The organism is Streptomyces sp. NPDC003720 (assembly GCF_042875075.1).
Lineage (GTDB): Bacteria > Actinomycetota > Actinomycetes > Streptomycetales > Streptomycetaceae > Streptomyces.
Genome location: NZ_JBIANZ010000004.1, coordinates 607,593 through 631,734, shown reverse-complemented (window position 1 = coordinate 631,734; position 24,142 = coordinate 607,593). Strand labels below are relative to the sequence as shown.

General features: G+C 73.1%; 22 protein-coding genes and 1 rRNA gene. 10 read left to right on the top strand and 13 right to left on the bottom strand.

The window, feature by feature from the left end:
- A 16S ribosomal RNA gene (locus ACFYU0_RS14635) occupies positions 1 to 90 on the bottom strand; the annotation flags it as partial.
- Between the two features lie 825 nt (positions 91 to 915).
- Here ACFYU0_RS14635 and trpS point away from each other — a divergent pair.
- Positions 916 to 1,935 carry a tryptophan--tRNA ligase gene (gene trpS / locus ACFYU0_RS14630; protein WP_389300874.1) on the top strand — a complete coding sequence of 340 codons (1,020 nt, stop codon included), beginning with the start codon at positions 916 to 918 and terminating at the stop codon, positions 1,933 to 1,935.
- Between the two features lie 63 nt (positions 1,936 to 1,998).
- Here trpS and proC read toward each other — a convergent pair whose 3' ends face one another.
- The 6 genes from proC to ACFYU0_RS14600 all read right to left on the bottom strand — a co-directional run bounded on the left by proC (position 1,999) and on the right by ACFYU0_RS14600 (position 6,336).
- Positions 1,999 to 2,811, bottom strand: a complete 813-nt coding sequence (gene proC / locus ACFYU0_RS14625; protein WP_351667209.1) for a pyrroline-5-carboxylate reductase — start codon at positions 2,809 to 2,811, stop codon at positions 1,999 to 2,001.
- A gap of 81 nt (positions 2,812 to 2,892) precedes the next feature.
- The gene (locus ACFYU0_RS14620; protein ID WP_389300870.1) at positions 2,893 to 3,672 is read right to left on the bottom strand and encodes an ABC transporter permease; all 780 of its coding nucleotides are present in this window, start codon (positions 3,670 to 3,672) and stop codon (positions 2,893 to 2,895) included.
- Positions 3,669 to 4,466 (bottom strand): ABC transporter ATP-binding protein, encoded by a 798-nt coding sequence (locus tag ACFYU0_RS14615; RefSeq protein ID WP_389300866.1) that lies wholly within the window; start codon positions 4,464 to 4,466, stop codon positions 3,669 to 3,671. Before ACFYU0_RS14615 ends, ACFYU0_RS14620 begins: the two co-directional genes overlap by 4 nt.
- A gap of 118 nt (positions 4,467 to 4,584) precedes the next feature.
- On the bottom strand, positions 4,585 to 5,367 hold the full coding sequence (locus ACFYU0_RS14610; RefSeq protein ID WP_351667213.1) for a class I SAM-dependent methyltransferase: 783 nt from the start codon (positions 5,365 to 5,367) through the stop codon (positions 4,585 to 4,587).
- A gap of 84 nt (positions 5,368 to 5,451) precedes the next feature.
- Positions 5,452 to 5,976 (bottom strand): EamA/RhaT family transporter, encoded by a 525-nt coding sequence (locus tag ACFYU0_RS14605; protein WP_389300863.1) that lies wholly within the window; start codon positions 5,974 to 5,976, stop codon positions 5,452 to 5,454.
- 42 nt (positions 5,977 to 6,018) lie between these two features.
- Positions 6,019 to 6,336 carry an SH3 domain-containing protein gene (locus ACFYU0_RS14600; RefSeq protein ID WP_389300860.1) on the bottom strand — a complete coding sequence of 106 codons (318 nt, stop codon included), beginning with the start codon at positions 6,334 to 6,336 and terminating at the stop codon, positions 6,019 to 6,021.
- Between the two features lie 182 nt (positions 6,337 to 6,518).
- On the opposite strand from ACFYU0_RS14600, the gene ACFYU0_RS14595 reads away from it, so the two are divergent.
- Positions 6,519 to 8,624, top strand: a complete 2,106-nt coding sequence (locus ACFYU0_RS14595) for a serine/threonine-protein kinase (protein ID WP_389300857.1) — start codon at positions 6,519 to 6,521, stop codon at positions 8,622 to 8,624.
- 53 nt (positions 8,625 to 8,677) lie between these two features.
- Here ACFYU0_RS14595 and ilvD read toward each other — a convergent pair whose 3' ends face one another.
- The 4 genes from ilvD to ACFYU0_RS14575 all read right to left on the bottom strand — a co-directional run bounded on the left by ilvD (position 8,678) and on the right by ACFYU0_RS14575 (position 13,186).
- Positions 8,678 to 10,531, bottom strand: coding sequence for a dihydroxy-acid dehydratase (gene ilvD, locus ACFYU0_RS14590; protein WP_389300854.1), 1,854 nt, complete (start codon positions 10,529 to 10,531; stop codon positions 8,678 to 8,680).
- Positions 10,532 to 10,688: 157 nt separating this feature from the next.
- On the bottom strand, positions 10,689 to 11,294 hold the full coding sequence (locus tag ACFYU0_RS14585; protein ID WP_351667223.1) for a TetR family transcriptional regulator: 606 nt from the start codon (positions 11,292 to 11,294) through the stop codon (positions 10,689 to 10,691).
- Positions 11,291 to 12,103: a sugar phosphate isomerase/epimerase gene (locus ACFYU0_RS14580; RefSeq protein WP_351667225.1), complete on the bottom strand. Its 813-nt coding sequence runs from the start codon at positions 12,101 to 12,103 to the stop codon at positions 11,291 to 11,293. Before ACFYU0_RS14580 ends, ACFYU0_RS14585 begins: the two co-directional genes overlap by 4 nt.
- A 150-nt stretch (positions 12,104 to 12,253) precedes the next feature.
- Positions 12,254 to 13,186 (bottom strand): Ppx/GppA phosphatase family protein, encoded by a 933-nt coding sequence (locus ACFYU0_RS14575; protein ID WP_351667227.1) that lies wholly within the window; start codon positions 13,184 to 13,186, stop codon positions 12,254 to 12,256.
- Positions 13,187 to 13,257: 71 nt separating this feature from the next.
- On the opposite strand from ACFYU0_RS14575, the gene ACFYU0_RS14570 reads away from it, so the two are divergent.
- Positions 13,258 to 14,085 (top strand): hypothetical protein, encoded by an 828-nt coding sequence (locus tag ACFYU0_RS14570; protein WP_351667229.1) that lies wholly within the window; start codon positions 13,258 to 13,260, stop codon positions 14,083 to 14,085.
- On the opposite strand, the gene ACFYU0_RS14565 is transcribed toward ACFYU0_RS14570, so the two are convergent.
- Positions 14,082 to 15,761: a hypothetical protein gene (locus ACFYU0_RS14565; RefSeq protein WP_351667231.1), complete on the bottom strand. Its 1,680-nt coding sequence runs from the start codon at positions 15,759 to 15,761 to the stop codon at positions 14,082 to 14,084. The two genes, ACFYU0_RS14570 and ACFYU0_RS14565, sit on opposite strands and share 4 nt — an antisense overlap.
- A gap of 196 nt (positions 15,762 to 15,957) precedes the next feature.
- On the opposite strand from ACFYU0_RS14565, the gene radA reads away from it, so the two are divergent.
- Positions 15,958 to 17,367, top strand: coding sequence for a DNA repair protein RadA (radA, locus tag ACFYU0_RS14560; protein ID WP_351667232.1), 1,410 nt, complete (start codon positions 15,958 to 15,960; stop codon positions 17,365 to 17,367).
- An 80-nt stretch (positions 17,368 to 17,447) separates the two neighbouring features.
- On the top strand, positions 17,448 to 18,572 hold the full coding sequence (gene disA / locus ACFYU0_RS14555) for a DNA integrity scanning diadenylate cyclase DisA (protein WP_351667234.1): 1,125 nt from the start codon (positions 17,448 to 17,450) through the stop codon (positions 18,570 to 18,572).
- 104 nt (positions 18,573 to 18,676) lie between these two features.
- On the opposite strand, the gene ACFYU0_RS14550 is transcribed toward disA, so the two are convergent.
- Positions 18,677 to 19,513, bottom strand: a complete 837-nt coding sequence (locus tag ACFYU0_RS14550) for a hypothetical protein (protein WP_389300849.1) — start codon at positions 19,511 to 19,513, stop codon at positions 18,677 to 18,679.
- Between the two features lie 192 nt (positions 19,514 to 19,705).
- On the opposite strand from ACFYU0_RS14550, the gene ACFYU0_RS14545 reads away from it, so the two are divergent.
- From ACFYU0_RS14545 to cseC, 5 genes are all read left to right on the top strand, one after another.
- A complete protein-coding gene (locus ACFYU0_RS14545; RefSeq protein WP_351667238.1) occupies positions 19,706 to 20,581 on the top strand; it encodes an A/G-specific adenine glycosylase in 876 nt (291 codons plus the stop codon).
- Positions 20,582 to 20,855: 274 nt separating this feature from the next.
- Positions 20,856 to 21,395, top strand: coding sequence for a SigE family RNA polymerase sigma factor (locus tag ACFYU0_RS14540; protein WP_351667240.1), 540 nt, complete (start codon positions 20,856 to 20,858; stop codon positions 21,393 to 21,395).
- Positions 21,383 to 22,036: a hypothetical protein gene (locus ACFYU0_RS14535; RefSeq protein WP_389300846.1), complete on the top strand. Its 654-nt coding sequence runs from the start codon at positions 21,383 to 21,385 to the stop codon at positions 22,034 to 22,036. The genes ACFYU0_RS14540 and ACFYU0_RS14535 overlap by 13 nt, the downstream gene beginning before the upstream one ends.
- Before the next feature lie 35 nt (positions 22,037 to 22,071).
- Positions 22,072 to 22,776: a two-component system response regulator CseB gene (gene cseB, locus ACFYU0_RS14530; RefSeq protein WP_351667242.1), complete on the top strand. Its 705-nt coding sequence runs from the start codon at positions 22,072 to 22,074 to the stop codon at positions 22,774 to 22,776.
- A 12-nt stretch (positions 22,777 to 22,788) separates the two neighbouring features.
- Positions 22,789 to 24,141 carry a two-component system sensor histidine kinase CseC gene (gene cseC / locus ACFYU0_RS14525; protein ID WP_389300844.1) on the top strand — a complete coding sequence of 451 codons (1,353 nt, stop codon included), beginning with the start codon at positions 22,789 to 22,791 and terminating at the stop codon, positions 24,139 to 24,141.
- Position 24,142: the final 1 nt, after the last annotated feature.

Here is a 24,142-nt window from a genome sequence, read left to right as displayed (position 1 = left end):
AATCCCCACCGAAGTGGTTCATCGTTCGACTTGCATGTGTTAAGCACGCCGCCAGCGTTCGTCCTGAGCCAGGATCAAACTCTCCGTGAATGTTTTCCCGTAATCGGGATGAACACCACGAGAGCGGTGCGAGAGGAGGAATGATCCTCTCGCACACAGCGTCCTCGCTGTGTTTTTCAAAGGAACCTCGTCCCGATCGTGATGACCGGAGACGGGGTATCAACATATCTGGCGTTGATTTTTGGCACGCTGTTGAGTTCTCAAGGAACGGTCGCTTCCTTTGTACTCACCCTCTCGGGCTTTCCTCCGGGCGCTTCCCTTCGTTCTTGCGTTTCCGACTCTATCAGATCTTTTCTCGACCCGATTTCCTCGGTGCTTTCCAGGTTCCCGCTCTCGCGTTTCCCTTTCCGGCGGTTCCGACTCTATCAGATCCTTTCGGCGTCCGATTCCCGGTCGGCGGGTTTGTCTTCCCGGCTGTTGGGCCGTTCCGACGAGTGAGACTTTAGCGGATTCCCGGCTCCCGAGCTAATCGGGGGCCTGCGTCCTTTCGAACGCGGATTCCTCATTTCGCTAATACGCACGCCAAAACAGTCGACGCGGAACGCCGATGAAGTGGGTGGTACCTGCGGAATCGCTGTCCGGGGACCGACCGAGGTCGGCGCTCACGTCGGACAACTCGGAGAACACTACGCACGGGCCTGAGGCGTGTCAACTCACCCCCCGGGCCCGCCCCGGAGGCGTACTCTGGCCTCATGACCACGCGTACGTGTACCCAGCTCTGGTGGGCCGCCTGACGGCGGCCGACTCACGTATGCACTCAACGGCCGCCGCTTCGGCGGCCGTTCTCGTATCTCCTCCAGGACTCCGGGGGCCGGCCGACCGGAACGGCGGTCTCGACCAGGAGATGGAGTAGGGATGACACGGGTCTTCAGTGGAGTGAAGCCGACCGGGCATCTGACCCTGGGGAACTACCTGGGAGCCATGCGCCGCTGGGCCGAGGTGGACCAGCACAGGTCGGACGCCCTGTTCTGCGTCGTCGACCTGCACGCGCTGACGGTCGACCACGATCCGGCACGGGTGCTCAGACTGAGCCGGCAGACGGCGACGCTGCTGCTGGCGTCGGGGCTCGACCCCGAGCTGTGCACCGTGTTCCTGCAGAGCCACGTCGACGAGCACACGCGTCTGTCGTACCTGCTGGAGTGCGTGGCGACGGACGGCGAGATGCGCCGCATGATCCAGTACAAGGAGAAGGCGCCGCGCGAACGCGAGCGGGGTGGGAGCGTACGGCTGTCGCTGCTGACGTACCCGGTGCTGATGGCCGCGGACATCCTGGCCTACGGGGCCGACGAGGTGCCGGTGGGCGAGGACCAGACACAGCACGTCGAGCTGACGCGGGACCTGGCGGTGCGCTTCAACCAGCGGTACGGGCACACCTTCGTGGTGCCCCGGGCCACTCCTCCGGGGGTGGCCGCCCGGGTGATGAACCTCCAGGAACCGACGTCGAAGATGGGCAAGTCGGACGACTCCGGGCCGGGCATCGTCTATCTGCTCGACGAGCCGGACGTGGTGCGCAAGAAGGTCATGCGCGCCGTGACCGACAGCGGCCGGGACGTGGAGTACGACCGGGAGGCGCGGCCGGGGGTGGCGAACCTGCTGGAGATCCTCGGCGCCTGCACGGGCGCGGACCCGGAGGCGCTGGCCGGGGGCTACGACTCCTACGGCGCCTTGAAGAAGGACACCGCGGAGGCCGTGGTGGAGACGCTCAGCCCGGTGCAGGCCAGGCACCGGGAGCTGTGCGCGGACCCCTCCTATGTGGACGGGGTGCTGCGCCGGGGCGCCGAGAAGGCGCGGGCGGTGGCGCGGCCGACCGTCGACGCCGCCTTCCGGGCGATCGGCCTGATGCCGGCCGTGCCCGAACCCGTCCCGGTCCGGTAGGAGACGGCTCCGGGGCCGTGGGGGGACCAGGCCGCCCGCCGCCCCGGGGACGGTCGTCGTCGGTCAGTCCTTCTTGCCGGAGGCCAGTTCGCGGCTCCGGTCGCGGGCGGCCTCCAGGGCGGCGATGAGGGCGGCGCGCACCCCGTGGTTCTCCAATTCGCGGATGGCGTTGATCGTCGTGCCGGCCGGGGACGTCACGTTCTCCCGCAGCCTGACCGGGTGCTCGCCGCTGTCGCGGAGCATCACCGCGGCGCCGATGGCGGACTGGACGATCAGGTCGTGGGCCTTGTCGCGGGGCAGGCCGAGCAGGATGCCGGCGTCGGTCATGGCCTCGACCAGGTAGAAGAAGTACGCCGGTCCGGAGCCGGACAGCGCGGTGCAGGCGTCCTGCTGGCTCTCGGGGACGCGCAGGGTCTTGCCGACGCCGCCGAAGATCTCCTCGGCGTGGGCGAGGTGCGCCTCCCCGGCGTGGCTGCCGGCGGAGATGACGGACATGGCCTCGTCGACGAGGGCGGGGGTGTTCGTCATGACGCGGACGACCGGGATGCCGGCGGCCAGACGCTCCTCGAAGAAGGAGGTGGGAATGCCGGCGGCGCCGCTGATGACCAGGCGGTCGGCGGGGAGGTGCGGGGCGAGTTCGTCCAGGAGGGCACCCATGTCCTGCGGCTTGACCGTGAGGATCAGGGTGTCGGCGGTCTTGGCGGCCTCGGTGTTGGTGACCGCGGTGACTCCGTGGCGGGCGCGGAGTTCCTCGGCGCGTTCGGGACGGCGGGCGGTGACCAGGAGGTCGGCGGGGGCCCAGCCGGCCCGGATCATTCCGCTGAGCAGGGCTTCGCCGATCTTGCCGGTGCCGAGGACTGCGACTTTCTGGCTCATGCGGTTCAGTCTGGCACCGGGGCGGCGGGGTGCGGGCCGTTGTCCGGCTGGCGGAACACGAGCCGCCCCGCCCGGCGGGTCCTAGGAGGTCCGCCTGCGCAGGGTCGCCGCGCCGAGGGCCAGGACCAGGACCGCGCAGCCGGCCACGATCAGCACGTCGCGTACGAACGTGGCGGTCATGTCGGTGTGGTGGAGGACCTCGTTCATGCCGTCGACGGCGTACGACATGGGCAGCACGTCGGAGACGGCCTCGAGGACGGGGTGCATGTCGGAGCGGGGTGTGAAGAGCCCGCAGAGCAGGAGCTGGGGGAAGATCACCGCGGGCATGAACTGGACCGCCTGGAACTCGGAGGCCGCGAAGGCCGAGACGAAGAGACCGAGGGCCGTGCCGAGCAGGGCGTCGAGGAGCGCGACGAGCAGGAGCAGCCAGGCCGAGCCGGTGACGTCGAGGCCGAGGACCCACAGGGCGAGTCCGGTGGCGAGCGCGGACTGGACGACGGCGACGGCGCCGAAGGCGAGCGCGTAGCCGGCGATGAGGTCCGCCTTGCCGAGGGGCATGGCGAGGAGGCGTTCGAGGGTGCCCGAGGTGCGTTCGCGCAGGGTGGCGATGGAGGTCACCAGGAACATCGTGATCAGCGGGAAGATGCCGAGCAGCGAGGCGCCGATGTCGTCGAAGGTGCGGGGGCTGGCGTCGAAGACGTAGCGCAGCAGGACCAGCATCAGGCAGGGGACGAGGATCATCAGCGCGATGGTCCGCGGGTCGTGCCGGAGCTGGCGCAGGACCCGGGCCGCGGTGGCGGTGGTGCGGGCGGCGTTGAACGCGCCGGTCGGGACGGCGGCCGCCGGGGGCGTCGTGCTCATCGGGTCGTCTCCTCGGTGCGGTCGGCGGCGGCGGCCTGGTCCACCAGGCGGAGGAAGGCGGCCTCGACGGTGTCGGTGCCGGTACGGGTGCGCAGGGCGTCGGGGGTGTCTTCGGCCAGGATCCGCCCGTCGCGCATCAGGAGCAGCCGGTGGCAGCGCTCCGCCTCGTCCATGACGTGGGAGGAGACGAGGAGGGTGACGCCCCGGTCGGCGACGAGGGCGTGGAAGAGGTTCCACAGGTCGCGGCGCAGGACGGGGTCGAGGCCGACCGTCGGTTCGTCCAGGACGAGGAGTTCGGGGGCGCCGAGGAGGGCGACGGCCAGGGAGACGCGGCTGCGCTGGCCGCCGGAGAGGTTGCCGGCGAGGGCGTCGGCGTGGTCGGTGAGGGCGACGTCGGTGAGGACGCGGGCGACGTCGTCGCGGCGGTCGGCCCTGGTGCGGCCGGGGTCGAGGATCGAGGCGAAGTAGTCGAGGTTCTGGCGGACGGTCAGGTCGTCGTAGACGGAGGGTGCCTGGGTGACGTAGCCGATGCGGCTGCGCAGGGTGGGGTGGCCGGCGGGGCGGCCGAGGACGTCGAGGGTTCCGGTGACCTTGGCCTGGGTGGCGACGACGGAGCGGATGAGCGTGGACTTGCCGCATCCGGAGGGGCCGAGAAGGCCGGTGATCCGGCCGCGCGCGACGGTGAAGGCGAGGTCGCTCAGGACGGTGCGCGAGCCGCGGACGACGGTGAGGCCGTCGGCGCGGACGGCGTCCGGTGGCGTGGGTCCGGTTGGGCCGGACAAGTAATTCATCACGCGATGAATAATTGTCCCGGCGGCCCGGCGCCGTCAAGGGGCGTGCGCGTGTGCCCGGACACGGAAGCGGCGGCCGGTGTGCACCGGCCGCCGCATCGCTCCCTCGGGTGATGTGGTGTCAGGGCCTGCCGGCGACGAGCAGGAGCACGTCGTACGTCTCCTCGACGACGCCGTCCGGGAAGACCTTCAGCAGATGGGCGCGCTCCTGCGCGAGGAAGGCGTCCCGGCGTTCCGCCGGGGCGACCAGGAACGCCGAGTGGCTGCCGACGTTGGCGAGATGGGTGTCCAGCGGGACGCGTCGGCTCCAGCGGATGTCCCGGCGGGTGAAGCGCAGGCGCCCGGTGGGGTCGGCCTGCGCGCGGTCGCCGGCCCCGCGCTTCTCCGCGGGGACGTCGACGCCGAAGAAGCGGGCGGTCCGCTCGGCCGACTCGGCGATCCACTCGACGTCGACGGCGTCGGTGTTCCACCACAGCGCCAGTGACCCGCCCGGCCGCAGCACGCGCAGCGCCTCCGGCACCGCCCGGGCGGGGTCGGTCCAGTGCCAGGCCTGGGCGTAGGCGATGAGGTCGGCGTGGGCGTCGGCGACCGGGAGGGCGTTGCCGTCGCCCCGCACGAGAGGGACGTCCGGCAGGGCGCGGCGGAACTCGGCGGCCATGCCCTCCCCCGGTTCGACCGCGAGGACGTCGGCCCCTCGGGCCCGCAGCAGGGCGGAGGCGATACCGGTGCCCGCGCCGACGTCCACGACCCGGGCGCCGGCCAGGGGGCGCCCGGCCAGTTCCGCCACGGAGTCCAGGAGGGCGGGCGGGTAGGAGGGTCGGTTCGCGGCGTACTGGGCGGCCGCCGCGTTGAAGGAGTGGGCGCGCAGGCCGCGCGGCGGCTCGGCGGTGTGGGACGTGGTCATACCGCCATGCTGTCCACGCCGGAGGGCGGGGACACGGGCGGGTTCACGGGCGGTCCGGCGGCGAGCCGTGCCGCGGGGCCCGGGTCAGCGGCGGCGCTTGCGCCTCGACGGGTCGCCCGTGCGCCGGGAGGACCGGCGCTCGTACTCCTCGCGGGCCTTGTCGTACTCCTCGCGGTGCAGCTTCTCGCCCGGCGCCTCGGTGAGGGCGCGGAAGAAGTAGGCCAGCAGTGAGCCGACGAAGCCGATGGCGAGCAGGCCGCGCAGCGAGGCCTGCCGCTGGGGGTCGTGGCGCCTGCCGAAGCCCTCCCACGTGTTGCGGAAGGCCAGCGCGCTGCAGATCGCGAACATGGCGATGATCAGCACGGTCACGAAGGCGCCGGTGCCGGCGATCCGGAGGCCGTCGTAGGCGAAGCGCAGCACCAGGCAGGAGACGACGGCCGCGGCGAGGGAGCCGGCCGCCACGCCGGCCCGGCGGGCCGCGTACCCGTGGTCGTGGTCCACCCAGGAGGTGCCGAAGAAGCGGAGGGGTTCGGGGCGGGGGCCGCCGCCGGCGGTCTCGCCGCGCGCGGAGCCCGCCTGGTCCTCCGGGGTGCCGGTTTCGTCGCTCACGGGACGATTATGGCTCCGGGGGCCGGCGGGCTCCTGGCGGGGTCAGCCGCAGCGCGGGGCGACGTAGCCGTCGCTGCCCGTCTGCACGTAGGCGTCGGAGACGTACTCGCCGTTGTCGATGTTGTCCCAGAGCTTCGAGGTGCCGTAGGGGCCGGTCACCGTCGTGCCCGGGGTCTGGCAGTAGATCGGGACCTTGGCGCCGTAGGACAGCACCCTGACGATGTTGTAGCTGGTGCCGGGGCCGCTGCGGACGTTCAGGCGGACGTCGGGAGCGACCGCGTAGTAGCGCAGCGACTGGGCTGTCACCGCCGCCTCGCCGGCGTCCTCGTTCCCGGGCTCCGCGACTGGCTCTACGGACATGGTGTTCCTCCCCCGCTGGTCCCCATGACCGCCATGGGGACCCGTTGCATCCCTGTGAGTCGACTCGCGAGACGTGTGTACGCGACTCGCACGCAGACGCTAGCAAGCCGCCTCTGTCCCGTACGAGTCATCGACTAGGCTCCGTGCGTCGCGCGCACGGACGAAGAGCACGGGGGTGGTCCATGGCGCCGCAGCGCAGCACCGGGGCGGGGGCGGAAGCGGAACTTCCCGAGTACGCCGGCCGGTACCGCCTGGAGTCGCATCTGGGGTCCGGTGGCATGGGAGTGGTCCATCTGGCCCGCAGCGACTCCGGGTTGAAGCTCGCGGTGAAGGTCGTGCACGCCGAGTTCGCGAGGGACCGCGAGTTCAGGGGCCGTTTCCGGCAGGAGGTGGCCGCGGCTCGCAGGGTGAGCGGGGCCTTCACCGCGCCGGTCGTGGACGCCGACCCCGACGCCGAACGCCCGTGGATGGCGACGCTGTTCATCCCCGGTCCGACGCTTTCGGACCATGTGAAGCGGAACGGGCCCATGCCGTCGGCGCAGTTGCGCCGGCTCATGGCCGGGCTCGCGGAGGCCCTGCGCGACATCCACCGGGTGGGCGTGGTGCACCGGGACCTCAAGCCGAGCAATGTCCTGCTGGCCGAGGACGGGCCGAAGGTCATCGACTTCGGTATCTCCCGGCCGAAGGACAGTGAACTCCGCACGGAGACGGGCAAACTGATCGGCACGCCGCCCTTCATGGCTCCCGAGCAGTTCCGCCGGCCACGGGAGGTGGGCCCGGCCGCCGATGTCTTCGCGCTGGGTTCGGTGATGGTGCACGCGGCGACCGGGCGGGGGCCGTTCGACTCCGACAGCCCGTACGTCGTGGCGTACCAGGTGGTGCACGACGAGCCGGATCTGACCGGGGTTCCGGAGTCCCTCGCGCCGCTGGTGCTGCGCTGCCTCGCCAAGGAGCCCGAGGACAGGCCGACTCCGGACGAGCTGATGCGGGAGCTGCGGTCGGTCGCCGCGTCGTACGACACGCAGGCGTTCATACCGGTGCAGCGCACGGGTGAGGCTCCCAGGGCTCCCGAACCAGCCGTCGCCGTCCAGGAGACGGGGAGCCGTCCGGTGCGGCGCCGGTTCAGGGCCGGCAAGGCGTTGACGGGCGCCGTGGCGCTCGGGCTCGTCGTGGCCGGCGTGCTGGTCTCGGTCCGGCCGGCGGGAGGCGATCCCGGTCCGGCCGCCTCCGGGCCGCGTACGGGGAAGGCCGCGTTCAGCGCCTGGGACACCCGGGCCGCGGCAGCGGGCACCGGGATGCCCCGGTGTTCGTACGGTGAGGGCAGGTTGCTGTGCGCCCAGCCCGGCGCGGTCTACGCCCTCTCCCCCGCCGACGGCACCCGGTTGTGGCGGCGTTCCGTCGCCGTGCGGACGGTGAGCGGGGCGCCGGTCCTGTCGGCCGGTCTGGTGCAGCCGTTCACCGACGGGGGGCCGCGGGTGGCGGCCCTCGATCCCTCGTCGGGCAAGGAGGTGTGGGGGCGCGATGTGCCGGCCGGCACGACGGTGCGGTACGCGGGGGACACGGCTCTGCTGACGGCCCCCGACGGGACCGTCACGGGCCTGGACGCGGCGACGGGCAGGGCCCGGTGGACGCACCGGATCGCCGGGCAGGCGAAGCCGTCCTTCACCGCCTTCCCGCGCGATCCGCTGGCGTACGCGGCCAGTACGTCGGCCGACGGGGCGAGCACCCTCGTGACCGCGGTGGATCCGGGAACCGGGCGGGTGCGCTGGCAGGCACGGCTGAAGGGGAGCCTCAGACCCGCCGGTTCGGCGGGCGGGGCCGTCTCCTTCCTCTCGGTGGACCCGGTCTACGGCTCCACGAAGGCGGTCGTCCGTTTCGATCCGGCGACCCGGTCGTCGCGGCGGGTGGACCTTCCCGTGGCCCTGGACGGCGCTCAGGCCACGGTGCGCGGCGACATGGTCCTGCTCCTGGGCACCGGTGGCCGGCTGCAGGCCGTCGACATGGCGAAGCGGAGTGTTCCGTGGCGCCTGGAGACATCGGTGAGCCGCGGTTCGGCGCCGGTCGCGGACGGCCGGCACGTGTACTTCACCGCGAGCGACGGACGGCTCCTCGCCGTCGACTCGCGTACGGGAACACTCGTCGGGCAGACGCGGGCGCGCCTGGGCGAGCACGCGACACGGGTGGTGGCGGCGCCGCCCGCTCCGCTCGTGCAGCACGGCGACGTCTACGCCACCGCGCCCGACGGCACCGTCTTCGCGGTGCCCGCGAAGGACCCCTCGGCCTGGTGACACAGCGCGCGGGGCCGCCCCCCGGTGGAGGCGGCCCCGCGCGGTGCCCGGCTTCAGCCGAGCTTGCTCACGTCGCGCACCGCGCCCTTGTCGGCGCTGGTCGCCATGGCCGCGTAGGCGCGCAGCGCGGCGGAGACCTTGCGGTCGCGGTTCTTCGGGGCGTACACCCCGGCCAGCGCCTGGTCGCGCCGGGCCAGCTCCGCCTCGTCGACCAGCAGCTCGATGGTGCGGTTCGGGATGTCGATGCGGATGCGGTCGCCGTCCTGGACCAGGGCGATGGTGCCGCCGGACGCCGCCTCCGGGGAGGCGTGGCCGATGGACAGGCCGGACGTGCCGCCGGAGAAGCGGCCGTCGGTGATCAGGGCGCAGGTCTTGCCGAGGCCGCGGCCCTTCAGGTACGAGGTCGGGTACAGCATCTCCTGCATGCCGGGGCCGCCCTTGGGGCCCTCGTAGCGGATGACGACGACGTCGCCGTCCTTGACCTCCTGGGTGAGGATCCGCTGGACGGCCTCCTCCTGCGACTCGCAGACCACCGCCGGGCCCTCGAAGGTCCAGATCGACTCGTCGACGCCGGCGGTCTTCACCACGCAGCCGTCGACGGCCAGGTTGCCCCGGAGGACCGCGAGGCCGCCGTCCTTGGAGTAGGCGTGCTCGACGGAGCGGATGCAGCCGCCCTCGGCGTCGTCGTCCAGGGCCTCCCAGCGCTCGGACTGGGAGAAGGCCTCGGCGGAGCGGACGCAGCCGGGGGCCGCGTGCCACAGCTCGACGGCCTCCGGCGACGGGGAGCCGCCGCGGACGTCCCAGGTCTTCAGCCAGTCGGACAGGGAGGGGCTGTGGACGGCGTGCACGTCCTCGTTCAGCAGGCCGCCGCGGTGCAGTTCGCCGAGGAGGGCGGGGATGCCGCCGGCGCGGTGCACGTCCTCCATGTAGTACGTGCGGTTCTTCGCGACGTTGGGCGCGACCTTGGCGAGGCAGGGGACGCGGCGGGAGACGGCGTCGATCTGCTCCAGGCCGAATTCGACGCCCGCCTCCTGGGCGGCGGCCAGCAGGTGCAGGATCGTGTTGGTGGAGCCGCCCATCGCGATGTCCAGGGCCATGGCGTTCTCGAAGGCCTGGAAGGTGGCGATGTTGAGCGGCAGGACGGTGTCGTCGTCCTGCTCGTAGTAGCGGCGGGTGAGGTCCATGACCGTGCGGGCCGCGTTCTCGTAGAGGGCGCGGCGGGCGGTGTGGGTGGCGAGGACCGAGCCGTTGCCGGGCAGGGAGAGGCCGATGGCCTCGGTCAGGCAGTTCATCGAGTTGGCGGTGAACATGCCGGAACAGCTGCCGCAGGTCGGGCAGGCGTTCTCCTCGATGCGGAGGATGTCCTCGTCGGAGATCTTGTCGTTGACGGCGTCGGAGATCGCGTCGACCAGGTCCAGGGTGCGGACCGTGCCGTCGACCAGCGTGGCGCGGCCGGACTCCATCGGGCCGCCGGAGACGAAGACCGTCGGGATGTTCAGGCGCAGGGCCGCCATCAGCATGCCCGGGGTGATCTTGTCGCAGTTGGAGATGCAGACCAGGGCGTCGGCGCAGTGGGCCTCGACCATGTACTCCACCGAGTCCGCGATCAGGTCGCGGGAGGGCAGGGAGTAGAGCATGCCGCCGTGGCCCATGGCGATGCCGTCGTCCACGGCGATCGTGTTGAACTCGCGCGGGATGCCGCCCGCCTCCTTGATCGCCTCGCTGACGATCCGGCCGACCGGCTGGAGGTGGGTGTGGCCCGGCACGAACTCGGTGAAGGAGTTGGCGACGGCGATGACCGGCTTCCGGCCGATGTCCGCACCGGGTACACCGGAGGCGCGCATAAGGGCGCGGGCGCCCGCCATGTTGCGGCCGTGGGTGACTGTGCGGGACCTCAGCTCGGGCATCGTCGCTCGCTCCTTCGAAGACCTTCTGCCAGAGAGTTCTGACTCCTCCGAGCGTACGCCGCCCCTCCAAGGGATGGACAAGCATGTCCGGAATGCGGGACGCGTGTTTCACGGCCGGGGGTTCCGGGGCCGGGCCGGGCCACGGGCGCCGGCGGTGTCAGGGCTGCGTCAGATGGCTCTGCACCACGGGCGCGACCCGCGCGATGATCTGCTCCAGGTCCACCGAGGCCAGCGGCTCCAGCTTGATCACGTGGCGCATCATCGCGGCGCCGACGAGCTGCGCGGCGGCCAGCTCGGTGCGCAGCTCCGGGTCCGGCAGGTCCACCTGGGCGGCCACCCGGCGCAGCACCTGGGTGGCGACCAGGCGGCGGAAGACGGCCGCCGCGGCCTCGTTGTTCACGGCGGAGCGGAGGATCGCGAGCAGGGGCGTACGGGTCGTGGGGTTCTCCCACACGCCGAGGAAGAAGCGGGTCAGCCGCTCGCCGACCTCGGCCGGCGGGACCTCGGCGATCGCGTCGGGCACGTCGAGCGCGGGCGCGAAGGCGACCGCGACGGACGCCTCGAAGATCTGCTCCTTGGTGCCGAAGTAGTGGTGGACGAGCGCCGAGTCGACCCCGGCGGCCTTGGCGATGCCGCGCACGGACGTCTTCTCGTAGCCGCGCTCGGAGAACTCCTCGCGGGCGGCGGCCAGGATGCGGTCGCGGGTGCCGGCGGACTCGGTGCGCGGGGGCCGGCCCCGCCGGCGCGCGGTGGTGCCGGTCATCGCCGGGGCACCCGCACGGCGGAGGCCAGGTGCTGCCGGGTGAAGGCGAGGGCCTCGGCGAGGTCGGCCTCGCGCTCGGCGCTGGACATCGCCCGGCGGGTGTTGACCTCGATCACGACGTGGCCGTCGAAGCCGGTGTGCGAGAGCCGCTCCAGCAGCTCGGCGCAGGGCTGGGTGCCGCGGCCGGGGACCAGGTGCTCGTCCTTGGCGGAGCCCCGGCCGTCGGCGAGGTGGACGTGGCCGAGCCGGTCGCCCATGCGGTCGATCATGGCGAGCGCGTCGGTGCGGGCCGTCGCGGTGTGGCTGAGGTCGATCGTGAAGTGCCGGTAGTCGTCCTTGGTGACGTCCCAGTCGGGGGCGTAGGCCAGCATCTCGCGGTCGCGGTAGCGCCACGGGTACATGTTCTCGACGGCGAACCGCACGTCCGTCTCGTTCGCCATCCGCCACACCCCGGTGACGAAGTCGCGGGCGTACTGCCGCTGCCAGCGGAAGGGCGGGTGGACGACGACCGTGTCGGCGCCCAGCTTCTCGGCGGCCGCCCGGGCCCGCTGGAGCTTGGTCCAGGGGTCGGTGGACCAGACGCGCTGGGTGATCAGCAGGCAGGGGGCGTGCACGGCGAGGATGGGGACGCCGTGGTGGTCGGACAGCCGGCGCAGCGCCTCGATGTCCTGGCTCACCGGGTCGGTCCACACCATGACCTCGACGCCGTCGTAACCGACGCGCGCGGCGATCTCGAAGGCCGTCGCCGTCGACTCCGGGTACACCGAGGCCGTCGACAGGGCGACCTTTACGTCCCTTGGTTCAGCCACGTCCGTCACCTTACGGGGTAGGGCGGCCCGGACGCGGGGTGCCGGTTCGCCATTGTGAGCTTTGCCATCCGCGCCGTCGCCGGCGGGCCGGGGGCCGCTCGCGCGCGCGGCGGCGGCATGTGCGGATACGGTTCCGCACCCCCTCGGCACTCAGCCCGAGCCCATGTGGTCGAGACGGCGGAGGATGACGCCCTCGCGCAGCGCCCAGGGGCATATCTCCAGGCTCTCCACGCCGAACAGGTCCATGGCGCCCTCGGCCACCAGGGCGCCGGCGAGGAGCTGGCCCGCCCTGCCCTCGGAGACGCCGGGGAGTTCCGCGCACTGCTCGGCGGTCATCCCGGACAGCCGGGGCACCCAGGCCTCCAGGGACTCCCGCTTGAGCTCGCGCTGGACGTAGAGGCCCTCCGCGCTGCGGGCGGCGCCGGCGATCCGGGCGAGCTGCTTGAAGGTCTTGGAGGTGGCGACCACGTGGTCGGGGGCGCCGAAGCGGCTGAACTCGCCGACGGTACGGGCGATCTCGGTGCGGACGTGGCGGCGCAGGGCGCGCACGTCGTCGGGTGCGGGCGGATCGCCGGGCAGCCAGCCGGCGGTGAGGCGGCCCGCGCCGAGCGGCAGGGAGACGGCCGCGTCGGGCTCCTCGTCCATGCCGTAGCCGATCTCCAGGGAGCCGCCGCCGATGTCCAGGACGAGCAGCTTGCCGGCGGACCAGCCGAACCAGCGGCGGACGGCGAGGAAGGTGAGCCGGGCCTCCTCGGCGCCGGTGAGCACCTGGAGCCGTACGCCGGTCTCGTCCTGCACGCGCGCGAGGACGTCGTCGGCGTTGGTGGCCTCGCGGACGGCGGAGGTGGCGAACGGCAACAGGTCCTCGACGCCCTTGTCCTCGGCGGCCTGGAGCGCGTCCCGGACCACGTCGACCAGCCGGTGGATGCCGTCGTCGCCGATGGCGCCGCTGTCGTCGAGCAGTTGGGCGAGCCGCAGGTCGGCCTTGTGCGAGTGCGCGGGCAGCGGCCGTGCGCCGGGGTGGGCGTCCACCACCAGCAGATGCACCGTGTTGGAACCCACGTCCAGGACACCGAGTCTCATGTACGGCACGCTACTGCCAGATCCGCCCTCCTCGGTCCCCGCGGCGGCCCCGGGCCACTTACCCTGGAGGCGTGCCAAAGACGAAAAAGGCGAAGGACGACAAACCGTCCAAGTCCGGCAAGACGCCCAGAACGGCCCCGGTACCGAGTGACGAGAAGGGCCTCGACTTCGCGCGCGCGTGGGTGGAGTTCCCCGATCCGGCGGACGAGGAGCAGGTCTTCCGCTGCGATCTGACATGGCTGACCTCTCGCTGGAACTGCATCTTCGGCAGCGGCTGCCAGGGCATCCAGGCGGGCCGCGCGGACGACGGGTGCTGCTCGCTGGGCGCCCACTTCTCCGACGAGGACGACGAGAAGCGGGTCGCAGGGCACGTGGCGAGGCTCACGCCGGAGATCTGGCAGCACCACGACGAGGGCATCCGCAACGGCTGGACCTCCGAGGACGAGGAGGGTTCGCGGCAGACCCGGCCCTTCCAGGGGTCGTGCATCTTCCAGAACCGTCCGGGTTTCGCGGGCGGCGCGGGCTGCTCGCTGCACATCCTCGCCCTGAGGGAGGGCCGGGAGCCGCTGGAGACCAAGCCGGACGTCTGCTGGCAGCTGCCGATCCGGCGGACGTACGACTGGATCGAGCGGCCGGACGACACGCGCGTGCTGCAGGTGTCGATCGGCGAGTACGACCGCCGGGGCTGGGGCCCGGGCGGCCATGACCTGCACTGGTGGTGCACCTCGGCGACGTCGGCGCACGGCGCGGGCGAGCCGGTGTACGTCTCGTACCGGGCGGAGCTGACCGAGCTGATGGGCAAGGCCGGCTACGACCGGCTGGCCGAGCTGTGCGAGCAGCGGCTGGCCTCGCAGCTTCCGCTGGTGGCCCCGCATCCGGCGGACCCGGGGCGTCCCTAACCGTCCGACGGGCTCGGGTCCGCGTCGTCGCTGGACGGCGGGGGCGAGCTCGGCGGGTCGGACGGCGTCGGGTCGGCCGGGGTGGACGGCGGATCCGAGGGCGAGGTGGGCGGACTGGACGGCGGGTCGGTGTGGGCCGGGGCCGAGGGGCTCGGGTCGGGGGCGGGCGTCGAGGGCCGGGCCGAGGGGCCGCTGGGGGCGGTGCCGTAGCCGTCGATGGTGACCACGGCGCCGGCCGGTGACACCGCCACCCGCGCGTGCCAGTGTCCGGACGGCTCGCGCAGCCGGTCGACGTACACCTTGACCGTGAAGGTCTCGCCGGGCCGGAGCGTTCCCCCCGACCGGCTGAAGTAGAGCCAGGACGCCGGGGTCGACGCGGACCAGCGGACCGGTTCCGGGCCGGACGCGGTGAGCGTGATCAGCGTGACGTCGCCGTCGGTGCGCGCGCCGACCGCGAGCCGGCCGGCGCCCTTCCCGCCGGCTCCGCCGACGCTGACGACCTCCACGGACACGTCCGCCGTGCCCTTGCCGGCCGGGGCGCCGGACGGCTTCACGCGGGCGTTGCCCGCGTTCTCGTAGCCACCGCCGGTGTCGCCGCCGAACGCGTCGGGGCCCCGCGCCTCGCTCGCGGGGCCGCCCGGGCGGCCGTCCTCGCCGCCCACCGGACCGCCGCGGTAGGCGGCCCACAGGGCGAGCACGGGCGCGGCGACCACGGTGGCGACGACGGTCGTGGTGACGGCACGCGCGCGGAGCCGGTCGCGGCGGGCCGCGCGGTCCTTGGGGTCCATCGGGAAACCGCGCCGGTCGAAGCGGGGCACGGCCGCGCCACGCGCGCGCGGGTGGTGGGCGAGGGCGACGTGCAGGGCCGCGCGGGGCGCCTGCAGGACCGGCAGCTCGGCCGGGGTGACCGTGGCGCCGGGCCAGCGGCCGGGGACGGCGCGCTCGGCGGTGCGGCGGCAGCGGGGGCAGTCGTCGACGTGCCGGACCAGCTCGCGGCGCAGGGTGGGGCTGAGGACCAGCCGGCTGTCCCCGGTGAGGTGGGCCACGCTCGGGCAGCCGCCGGTCTCGACCACGGCGAGCGCGGCGCGGGTGCGCTCGACCTCGCAGGCCGCGGAGGCCAGCAGCTCGCGCGCGGCGGCGGGCGCCATGCCGAGGACGGCGGCGACCTCGCGCTCCGCGAGATGGTGGCGGACGGCGAGCTCCAGCGCCTCGCGCTGCTCGGGGGTGGTGCCGGCCGCCTCCGGCCAGGCGAGCAGGGCGAGTTCACCGCGCCGCTGCTCCAGGACCTCCGGCGCCACGGGCGGCTCGGCGTCCCGTTTCGCGGTGGCCGGGCGGCCCGACGCGTGCGTGGCCTGGCGTTTCTGCCGAGCCTCGGCGAGCCCGCGCAGGCACGCCCAGCGGGCCAGGGCGTACAGCCAGGCCCGCTGGTCGACGGCCTCCGGGACGCGCTGTCCGCGCCGCTCGGCCAGCGCCAGGACGTCCCCGAGGGCGGCGGTGGCCGCGTCGTGGTCGCACAACACGGACAGGCAGTAGGTGAACAGACCGTCCAGGTACGGCTCGTAGCGCGCCGGCGGCCGCTGCGCGAGGGTGCGCGCGGCGGCGCGGTCGCGCGCCTCCCGGTGTGTCCGATGTGCGCCGGTGGTGCGGGTCGTCGTCTCCGGACTGCTGCTCATCACCCGTGCGACCGTAGGCGGCGGCGCAGTGCTCCTTCCGGCGCCTTGAGCTCTTTTAATTCGTACGGGTGAAACGATCCCTCATAAGGGGACAGGAACCTTTCGTTCCACGGCACGGGCGGACGCGCCGTGACCGGTACCGGACCGCTCCCGGACGGCCCGCGGGGGCGCTGTCAGTGCCGCGGGCTACGGTTTCCGCATGGCTGCCCGTACCAAGACCACCAAGGACCGACCGTCCTACCGCTGCACCGAGTGCGGCTGGCAGACCGCCAAATGGCTCGGCCGCTGCCCGGAGTGCCAGGCCTGGGGCACGGTCGAGGAGTACGGCGCGCCCGCGGTCCGCACGACGGCGCCGGGCCGCGTCACCAGCTCGGCGGTGCCCATCGGCCAGGTCGACGGCCGTCAGGCGACCGCCCGTACGACCGGCGTGCCGGAGCTGGACCGGGTGCTCGGCGGCGGTCTGGTGCCCGGCGCGGTGGTCCTGCTCGCGGGCGAGCCCGGCGTCGGCAAGTCCACCCTGCTGCTGGACGTGGCCGCCAAGTCGGCCAGTGACGAGCACCGCACCCTCTATGTGACGGGTGAGGAGTCGGCGAGCCAGGTGCGGCTGCGCGCCGACCGCATCGGCGCCCTGGACGACCATCTCTACCTGGCCGCCGAGACCGATCTGGCGGCCGTCCTCGGCCACTTGGACGCGGTGAAGCCGTCGCTGCTGATCCTGGACTCGGTGCAGACGGTCGCCTCGCCCGAGATCGACGGCGCGCCCGGCGGCATGGCCCAGGTGCGGGAGGTGGCCGGCGCCCTGATCCGCGCCTCCAAGGAGCGCGGCATGTCCACGCTGCTGGTGGGCCACGTCACCAAGGACGGCGCGATCGCGGGTCCCCGGCTGCTGGAGCACCTGGTGGACGTCGTGCTGCACTTCGAGGGCGACCGGCACGCCCGGCTGCGCCTGGTCCGCGGCGTGAAGAACCGCTACGGCGCCACGGACGAGGTCGGCTGCTTCGAGCTGCACGACGAGGGCATCACGGGCCTCGCCGACCCGAGCGGGCTCTTCCTGACCCGCCGCGCCGAACCGGTCCCGGGCACCTGCCTGACGGTCACCCTCGAGGGGCGCCGCCCGCTGGTGGCGGAGGTGCAGGCGCTGACCGTGGACTCCCAGATCCCCTCGCCGCGGCGGACCACCTCGGGTCTGGAGACCTCCCGGGTGTCGATGATGCTCGCGGTGCTGGAGCAGCGGGGGCGGATCAGCGCGCTCGGCAAGCGGGACATCTACTCCGCGACGGTGGGCGGGGTGAAGCTCTCGGAGCCCGCCGCCGACCTGGCGATCGCCCTCGCGCTCGCCTCGGCCGCCAGCGACACCCCCCTGCCCAAGAACCTGGTCGCGATCGGCGAGGTGGGGCTCGCGGGCGAGGTGAGACGGGTCACGGGCGTGCAGCGCAGGCTCGCCGAGGCGCACCGGCTGGGCTTCACGCACGCGCTCGTTCCGGGCGATCCGGGCAAGGTCCCGGCCGGGATGAAGGTGCTGGAAGTCGCCGACATGGGGGACGCGCTGCGGGTGCTGCCGCGCTCCCGTCGCCGAGAGGCCCCACGGGACGCGGAGGACCGCCGGTAGACTTTGCCCAGGTCTCGCCCGTCCGTACGAACCGAGTGCGCGCGACGGCAGCACCCAGAACCTGCGACCGGAGGAGTGCAGTGGCAGCCAACGACCGGGCAGCAGCTCCCGGAAAGTCCGGTGGGAGCGCCGGCTCCGATCGCCTGATGCGCGCCTCGCTGAGCGCCGTGGCTCCTGGCACGCCCCTGCGTGACGGCCTGGAGCGGGTCCTGCGCGGCAACACCGGCGGCCTCATCGTCCTGGGCTCCGACAAGACCGTCGAGGCGATGTGCACCGGCGGCTTCGTCCTGGACGTGGAGTTCGCCGCGACGCGGCTGCGGGAGCTGTGCAAGCTGGACGGCGGCATCGTGCTCTCCTCCGACCTGTCGAAGATCCTGCGGGCCGGCGTGCAGCTGGTCCCGGACCCGACGATCCCGACGGAGGAGACCGGCACCCGGCACCGCACGGCGGACCGCGTCTCGAAGCAGGTCGGCTTCCCGGTGGTCTCCGTCTCCCAGTCGATGCGGCTGATCGCGCTCTACGTCGACGGCCAGCGCCGTGTCCTGGAGGACTCCGCCGCGATCCTCTCCCGCGCCAACCAGGCCCTGGCCACGCTGGAGCGGTACAAGCTCCGCCTGGACGAGGTCGCGGGCACGCTGTCCGCGCTGGAGATCGAGGACCTGGTGACGGTCCGGGACGTCTCGGCGGTCGCCCAGCGGCTGGAGATGGTCCGGCGCATCGCCACCGAGATCGCCGAGTACGTGGTCGAACTCGGCACCGACGGCCGTCTTCTCGCGCTCCAGCTCGAGGAGTTGATCGCCGGAGTGGAGCCCGACCGCGAACTCGTCGTCCGGGACTACGTCCCCGAGCCGACGGCCAAGCGGTCCCGCACGGTGGACGAGGCGCTGGCGGAGCTGGACGCCCTGACACACGCGGAGCTCCTGGAAATGGGCACCGTGGCACGCGCGCTGGGCTACACGGGCTCCCCCGAGACCCTGGACTCCGCGGTGTCCCCGCGCGGCTTCCGGCTGCTGGCGAAGGTGCCGAGGCTGCCGGGCGCGATCATCGACCGCCTGGTGGAGCACTTCGGCGGGCTGCAGAAGCTGCTCGCCGCGAGCGTGGACGACCTGCAGACGGTGGACGGCGTCGGCGAGGCCCGGGCGCGCAGCGTCCGCGAGGGCCTGTCCCGCCTGGCCGAGTCGTCGATCCTCGAGCGGTACGTCTGACCGGAGCGGGCGCGCCCGCTCAGCGGCGGGCACGCGTGGCGCCGGGGGCGTGACGGCCCGTGTCCGGCCGCGGCACCGGGCGCCTCACCAGCGGCGGCGCCGCGCTAGTCGGCCGACAGCACGAACGAGGCGCGTGCCTTCGCGAACCCCGGCGCCTTCGCCTCCAGCAGATAGGTTCCCGCCTTCGCCGACCCCGCCGGGGGCGTGGCGCACTCCGGCGCGCTCGGCTTGCGGTCCCACTTCACGGTGTACGTGATGCTCTGGCCGGCGCCGACCCGGAAGAGCAGGCTCGCCGCGCCCTTCGGGCAGTCGTCCGAGGACCAGTACGCGTCGTCGCCCTCCGCCGGCGTGATGGTCAACACCGCCTTCTTCGGGCCGAGATCGACCTTGCAGTCGCCGGACGAGGAGTTCTTCGCGACGAGTTCGAACTCCGGCGTCTGGTCGGGCGAGTAGGAGTTGTGCACGCTGCGCAGGGTCAACGTGACCGCGCCGGGCGTGCAGTTCGGCAGCGAGGAGGACGCGGGCAGCGCGTCACCGGTGCCGACCCCGCCGCCGCCCGCGGCGGAACCGCCGCCTGAGCCCCCGCCCGAGCCGCCGTCCGGGCCGCCGTCGGACCCGGCCGAACCGGAGCCGCCCTTGCCGTCCGAGCCGGAGTCGGAGCCGGAGCCGCTCCCGCCGGTGTCCCCGCCGCCGCCCGACTCGTCACGTCCGCCGGGGTGTTGGCTGTACGCGGGTCCGGACGAGGAGGGTCCCGGTGTGATGGTGGACGCGGGATTCTTGCCGTTCGGCCCGTCGGCGCCGTTCCTGCCGCCCCCGCCGCCCCATGTCACGATCCACGTGATCAGCAGCGCCAGCAGGGCGAGGACGGCCAGCATCAGCACCCTCCGTCGCCAGTAGATGGAGGAGGGGAGCGGCCCGACCGGATTGCGCAGAGATCCCACGGCGCAAACTGTACGAGAGATCAAGCCTCCCGCTCGCGCCACCCGCCGCCCGGACGACAACTTTTCCGGATCATCATCCCGGCAACTGCCGGGGACGAAAGGCTTCTTCACTCACCGCCACGCGACGCGACGCTCCGCGACCGCGCCGTCGTCGGCCACAACACACGCGAGGCGTGGCAGGATCGGAAGGCCATGACTGAGAAGCTTCACGCCCCCGTGATCGCCTGGTTCGACTCCCACGCCCGCGACCTCCCCTGGCGCCGCCCGGAAGCGGGTCCCTGGGGCGTGATGGTCAGCGAGTTCATGCTGCAGCAGACCCCGGTCAGCCGGGTGCTCCCGGTGTACGAGCAGTGGATGGAACGCTGGCCCCGCCCCGCCGACCTCGCCAAGGAGGCCCCCGGAGAGGCGGTGCGCGCCTGGGGCCGGCTCGGCTACCCCCGCCGCGCCCTGCGTCTGCACGGAGCGGCCGCGGCCATAACGGAACGGCACGGCGGTGACGTGCCGACGGACCACGCGCAGCTCCTGGCGCTGCCCGGGATCGGCGAGTACACGGCCGCCGCGGTGGCCTCCTTCGCGTACGGACAGCGCCACCCGGTGCTCGACACCAACGTGCGCCGGGTCCTCGCGCGGGCGGTGACGGGCGTCCAGTACCCGCCGAACGCCACCACGGCCGCCGAGCGGCGGCTGGCCCGGGAGCTGCTGCCGGAGGAGGAGGGGACGGCCGCGCGCTGGGCCGCCGCCTCCATGGAGCTGGGCGCGCTGGTGTGCACCGCGAAGAACGAGGGCTGCCCGCGCTGCCCGATCGCCGCGCAGTGCGCGTGGCGGCTCGCGGGCAAGCCGGAGCACGAGGGCCCGCCGCGCCGGGGCCAGACGTACGCGGGCACGGACCGCCAGGTGCGCGGCAAGCTCCTCGCCGTGCTGCGGGAGGCGCACGCGCCGGTGCCGCAGGCGTCGCTGGACCGGGTCTGGCACGAGCCGGTGCAGCGCGCCCGCGCGCTCGACGGGCTCGTCACGGACGGTCTGGTGGAGCCGCTGCCGGGCGGTCTGTACCGGCTGCCGCTGACCTGACGCACGCTTAAGTCACGGCCCACCGGCCTTCGTTACGACACCTCCAGGTCGACGAAACGGCGAATAGCCGGACAAAAGCCCCGCGTTCCTTACCCCGTACCTACTTCCGTTACACAACCGACGGACAGCCGATTGCCGGCCGCAGGCTGCTCCGCACAGCCTCGTGACAACCGCTCCGTAGCTTTCTTCCCGTGCCCGGCGGACCAACGGGCAGGCAGCACGGCGGGACTTCCGGCACGGGGCCGGAGTACACGGGGAACGGAGGCGGTCGATCATGGCGCAGGGAGAGGTGCTCGAGTTCGAGGAGTACGTCCGCACCCGGCAGGAAGCGCTGCTGCGCAGCGCCCGCCGACTGGTCCCGGACCCGGTCGACGCCCAGGACCTGCTGCAGACCGCGCTGGTGCGCACGTACGGACGCTGGGACGGCATCGCCGACAAGCGGCTCGCGGACGCCTATCTGCGCCGGGTGATGATCAACACCCGCACCGAGTGGTGGCGGGCGCGCAAGCTGGAGGAGGTCCCCACCGAGCAGCTCCCGGAGTCCACCGTGGAGGACGCCACCGAGCAGCACGCGGACCGGGCCCTGCTGATGGACATCATGAAGGTGCTCGCACCGAAGCAGCGCAGTGTCGTGGTGCTGCGACACTGGGAGCAGATGTCCACGGAGGAGACGGCCGCCGCCCTCGGCATGTCCGCGGGTACGGTCAAGAGCACGCTGCACCGGGCGCTCGCCCGGCTCCGCGAGGAGCTGGAGGCCCGCGATCTGGACGCACGCGCGCTGGAGCGTGAGGAGCGGGAGCGTTGCGCGGCCTGAGCGGGGCCGGGCCCGAGCGGGCCCCAGGCAGTTCCATGGCGGTGATCGCGGCGGCGGCCTCGGTCACCGCCCTCGGCCTTCTCGCCGCCGCCTGCGGCACCGGGGGGACCGGCGCACGGGACGAGGGACCGGCGCACGCCTCCGCGGTGGCGGGCGCCGTCGCCTCCCCGCCGCCGAGTCCGTCCGACTCCTACCGGCGGGTGGACGCGGTGGCGCTGCTGCGGCACGACCCGGCGGTCTCGGCCTCGGTCAAGCGCGATCTCAAGCCGTGCAACGGCGACGACTACCCGGTCGACGTGTCCTACGGCGACCTGACCGGCAGCGCCGTGAGCGACGTCGTCGTCAACGTGCTGACCTGTACGGACGCGGTGGGCGTCGGCTCGTACGTGTACCGGGACGAGAACGGCGCGTACAAGAACGTCTTCCGGTCCGAGGAGTCCCCGGTCTACGCGGAGATAGTCCAGGGCGTCCTCACCGTGACCAGGCAGGTGTACCGCAGGGGCGACCCGATCTCGCGCCCGTCCGGCGAGGACGTGATCCCCTACGAGTGGCGGGCGGGGCGCTTCGCCCAGGGGAAGCCCGTCCACAACGACTACAGCAAGTCCGTCGGCGGGGACGCGACGCCCCCGCCCGACAACTGACCGGCCACAAGCACACGAGGACTGAGAGCACCGGGATGGCAGACCAGACCCACGTCCTGTTCGTCGAGGACGACGACGTCATCCGCGAGGCCACCCAGCTCGCCCTGGAGCGGGACGGTTTCGCGGTGACCGCCATGCCCGACGGGCTCTCCGGGCTGGAGTCGTTCCGGGCCGACCGGCCCGACATCGCGCTGCTCGACGTGATGGTCCCCGGCCTGGACGGCGTCAGCCTGTGCCGCCGTATCCGGGACGAGTCGACCGTGCCGGTGATCATGCTGTCGGCGCGCGCCGACTCCATCGACGTGGTCCTCGGCCTGGAGGCGGGCGCCGACGACTACGTGACCAAGCCGTTCGACGGCGCCGTCCTGGTCGCCCGGATCCGCGCGGTGCTGCGCCGCTTCGGGCACGCCGGCGGGGCTGCGCCCGGCTCCGGGGCCGCGGCGGACCCGAACGGCGGGCCGCTGGTCTTCGGCGAGCTGGAGATCGACACCGAGGGCATGGAGGTGCGCCGGGCCGGACGCCCGGTGGCGCTCACCCCTACCGAGATGCGGCTGCTGCTGGAGTTCTCCGGCGCACCCGGCACCGTGCTCTCCCGCGACAAGCTGCTGGAGCGGGTCTGGGACTACGGCTGGGGCGGGGACACCCGGGTCGTCGACGTCCATGTGCAGCGGCTGCGCCAGAAGATCGGCCAGGACCGGATCGAGACGGTCCGCGGGTTCGGCTACAAGTTGAGGGCCTGAGCGGAGCGGGACATGCGGGGGATCATTCGGCGCCCGATGCGGCGCGTGGAACGGGCGGGGCTGCGGACCGGGCTGAGATGGAAGCTGAGCGCGGCGATCGCGCTGGTCGCCGGTCTGGTGGCGATCGCGCTCAGCCTGGTCGTGCACAACGCGGCCCGGGTCTCCATGCTGGACAACGCCCGTGACCTGGCCAACGCGCGGGTCCAGATCGCGCAGCGCAACTACGAGCTGGGCGGGCGGCCGAACTTCCCGAGCATCAAGATCGACGATCCGGAGCTGCCGCCCCCGCTGCGCGACAAGGTGCGCGAGGGCCGCCGGGCCAGCTACGTCAGCGACCGCGGCACCGGGCCGGACATCTGGGCGGCCGTGCCGGTCAAGGACGGGCACGTGCTCTCCCTGCACAGCAACTTCCCGGACCGCTCCACCGACGTGATGAAGGACCTCGACCAGGCGCTGGTCATCGGCTCCATCGCGGTCGTGCTCGGCGGCAGCGCGCTCGGCGTGCTGATCGGCGGGCAGCTCTCGCGGCGGCTGCGCAAGGCGGCGGCCGCGGCGGGCCAGGTCGCCAAGGGGGAGACGGACGTACGGGTGCGGGAGGCCATCGGCGGGGTCGTCCGGGACGAGACCGACGACCTCGCGCGTGCGGTGGACGCCATGGCGGACGCGCTGCGGCAGCGTCTGGAGGCCGAGCGGCGGGTGACCGCCGACATCGCACACGAGCTGCGCACCCCGGTGACGGGCCTGCTGACGGCCGCCGAGCTGCTGCCGCCGGGGCGCCCCACCGAGCTGGTCCTGGACCGGGCCAAGGCGATGCGCACCCTGGTCGAGGACGTGCTGGAGGTGGCCCGGCTGGACGGGGCCTCCGAGCGCGCCGAGCTGCAGGACATCATGCTGGGCGAGTTCGTCGCCCGGCGGGTCGCGGCGAAGGACCCGGACATCACCGTACGGGTGGTGCACGAGTCGGAGGTCACGACCGACCCGCGCCGTCTGGAGCGGGTGCTGTTCAACCTGCTGGCCAACGCCGCCCGGCACGGCAGGCCGCCGGTGGAGGTCACCGTCGAGGGCCGGGTCATCCGGGTGCGCGACCACGGTCCCGGCTTCCCCGAGGGCCTGCTCGCCGAGGGGCCGAGCCGCTTCCGCACCGGCAGCCAGGACCGTGCGGGCCAGGGCCACGGCCTGGGTCTGACCATCGCGGCCGGCCAGGCCCGGGTGCTGGGCGCCCGGCTGACCTTCCGCAACGTGCGCCCGGCCGGGGCCCCGCAACACGCTTCGGCGGAGGGCGCGGTGGCCGTCCTCTGGCTCCCGGAGCACGCCCCCACCAACACCGGCAGCCATCCCATGCTGCCGCTGTCCGGCGGGCGTTAGA

Excerpts from the sequence above, each read along its gene's own strand:
- trpS (WP_389300874.1), top strand. The coding sequence starts at position 916 with ATGACACGGGTCTTCAGTGGAGTGAAGCCGACCGGGCATCTGACCCTG.
- proC (WP_351667209.1), bottom strand. The coding sequence starts at position 2,811 with ATGAGCCAGAAAGTCGCAGTCCTCGGCACCGGCAAGATCGGCGAAGCC.
- ACFYU0_RS14620 (WP_389300870.1), bottom strand. The coding sequence starts at position 3,672 with ATGAGCACGACGCCCCCGGCGGCCGCCGTCCCGACCGGCGCGTTCAAC.
- ACFYU0_RS14610 (WP_351667213.1), bottom strand. The coding sequence starts at position 5,367 with ATGACCACGTCCCACACCGCCGAGCCGCCGCGCGGCCTGCGCGCCCAC.
- ACFYU0_RS14600 (WP_389300860.1), bottom strand. The coding sequence starts at position 6,336 with ATGTCCGTAGAGCCAGTCGCGGAGCCCGGGAACGAGGACGCCGGCGAG.
- ACFYU0_RS14595 (WP_389300857.1), top strand. The coding sequence starts at position 6,519 with ATGGCGCCGCAGCGCAGCACCGGGGCGGGGGCGGAAGCGGAACTTCCC.
- ilvD (WP_389300854.1), bottom strand. The coding sequence starts at position 10,531 with ATGCCCGAGCTGAGGTCCCGCACAGTCACCCACGGCCGCAACATGGCG.
- ACFYU0_RS14585 (WP_351667223.1), bottom strand. The coding sequence starts at position 11,294 with ATGACCGGCACCACCGCGCGCCGGCGGGGCCGGCCCCCGCGCACCGAG.
- ACFYU0_RS14575 (WP_351667227.1), bottom strand. The coding sequence starts at position 13,186 with ATGAGACTCGGTGTCCTGGACGTGGGTTCCAACACGGTGCATCTGCTG.
- radA (WP_351667232.1), top strand. The coding sequence starts at position 15,958 with ATGGCTGCCCGTACCAAGACCACCAAGGACCGACCGTCCTACCGCTGC.
- ACFYU0_RS14545 (WP_351667238.1), top strand. The coding sequence starts at position 19,706 with ATGACTGAGAAGCTTCACGCCCCCGTGATCGCCTGGTTCGACTCCCAC.
- ACFYU0_RS14540 (WP_351667240.1), top strand. The coding sequence starts at position 20,856 with ATGGCGCAGGGAGAGGTGCTCGAGTTCGAGGAGTACGTCCGCACCCGG.
- cseB (WP_351667242.1), top strand. The coding sequence starts at position 22,072 with ATGGCAGACCAGACCCACGTCCTGTTCGTCGAGGACGACGACGTCATC.
- cseC (WP_389300844.1), top strand. The coding sequence starts at position 22,789 with ATGCGGGGGATCATTCGGCGCCCGATGCGGCGCGTGGAACGGGCGGGG.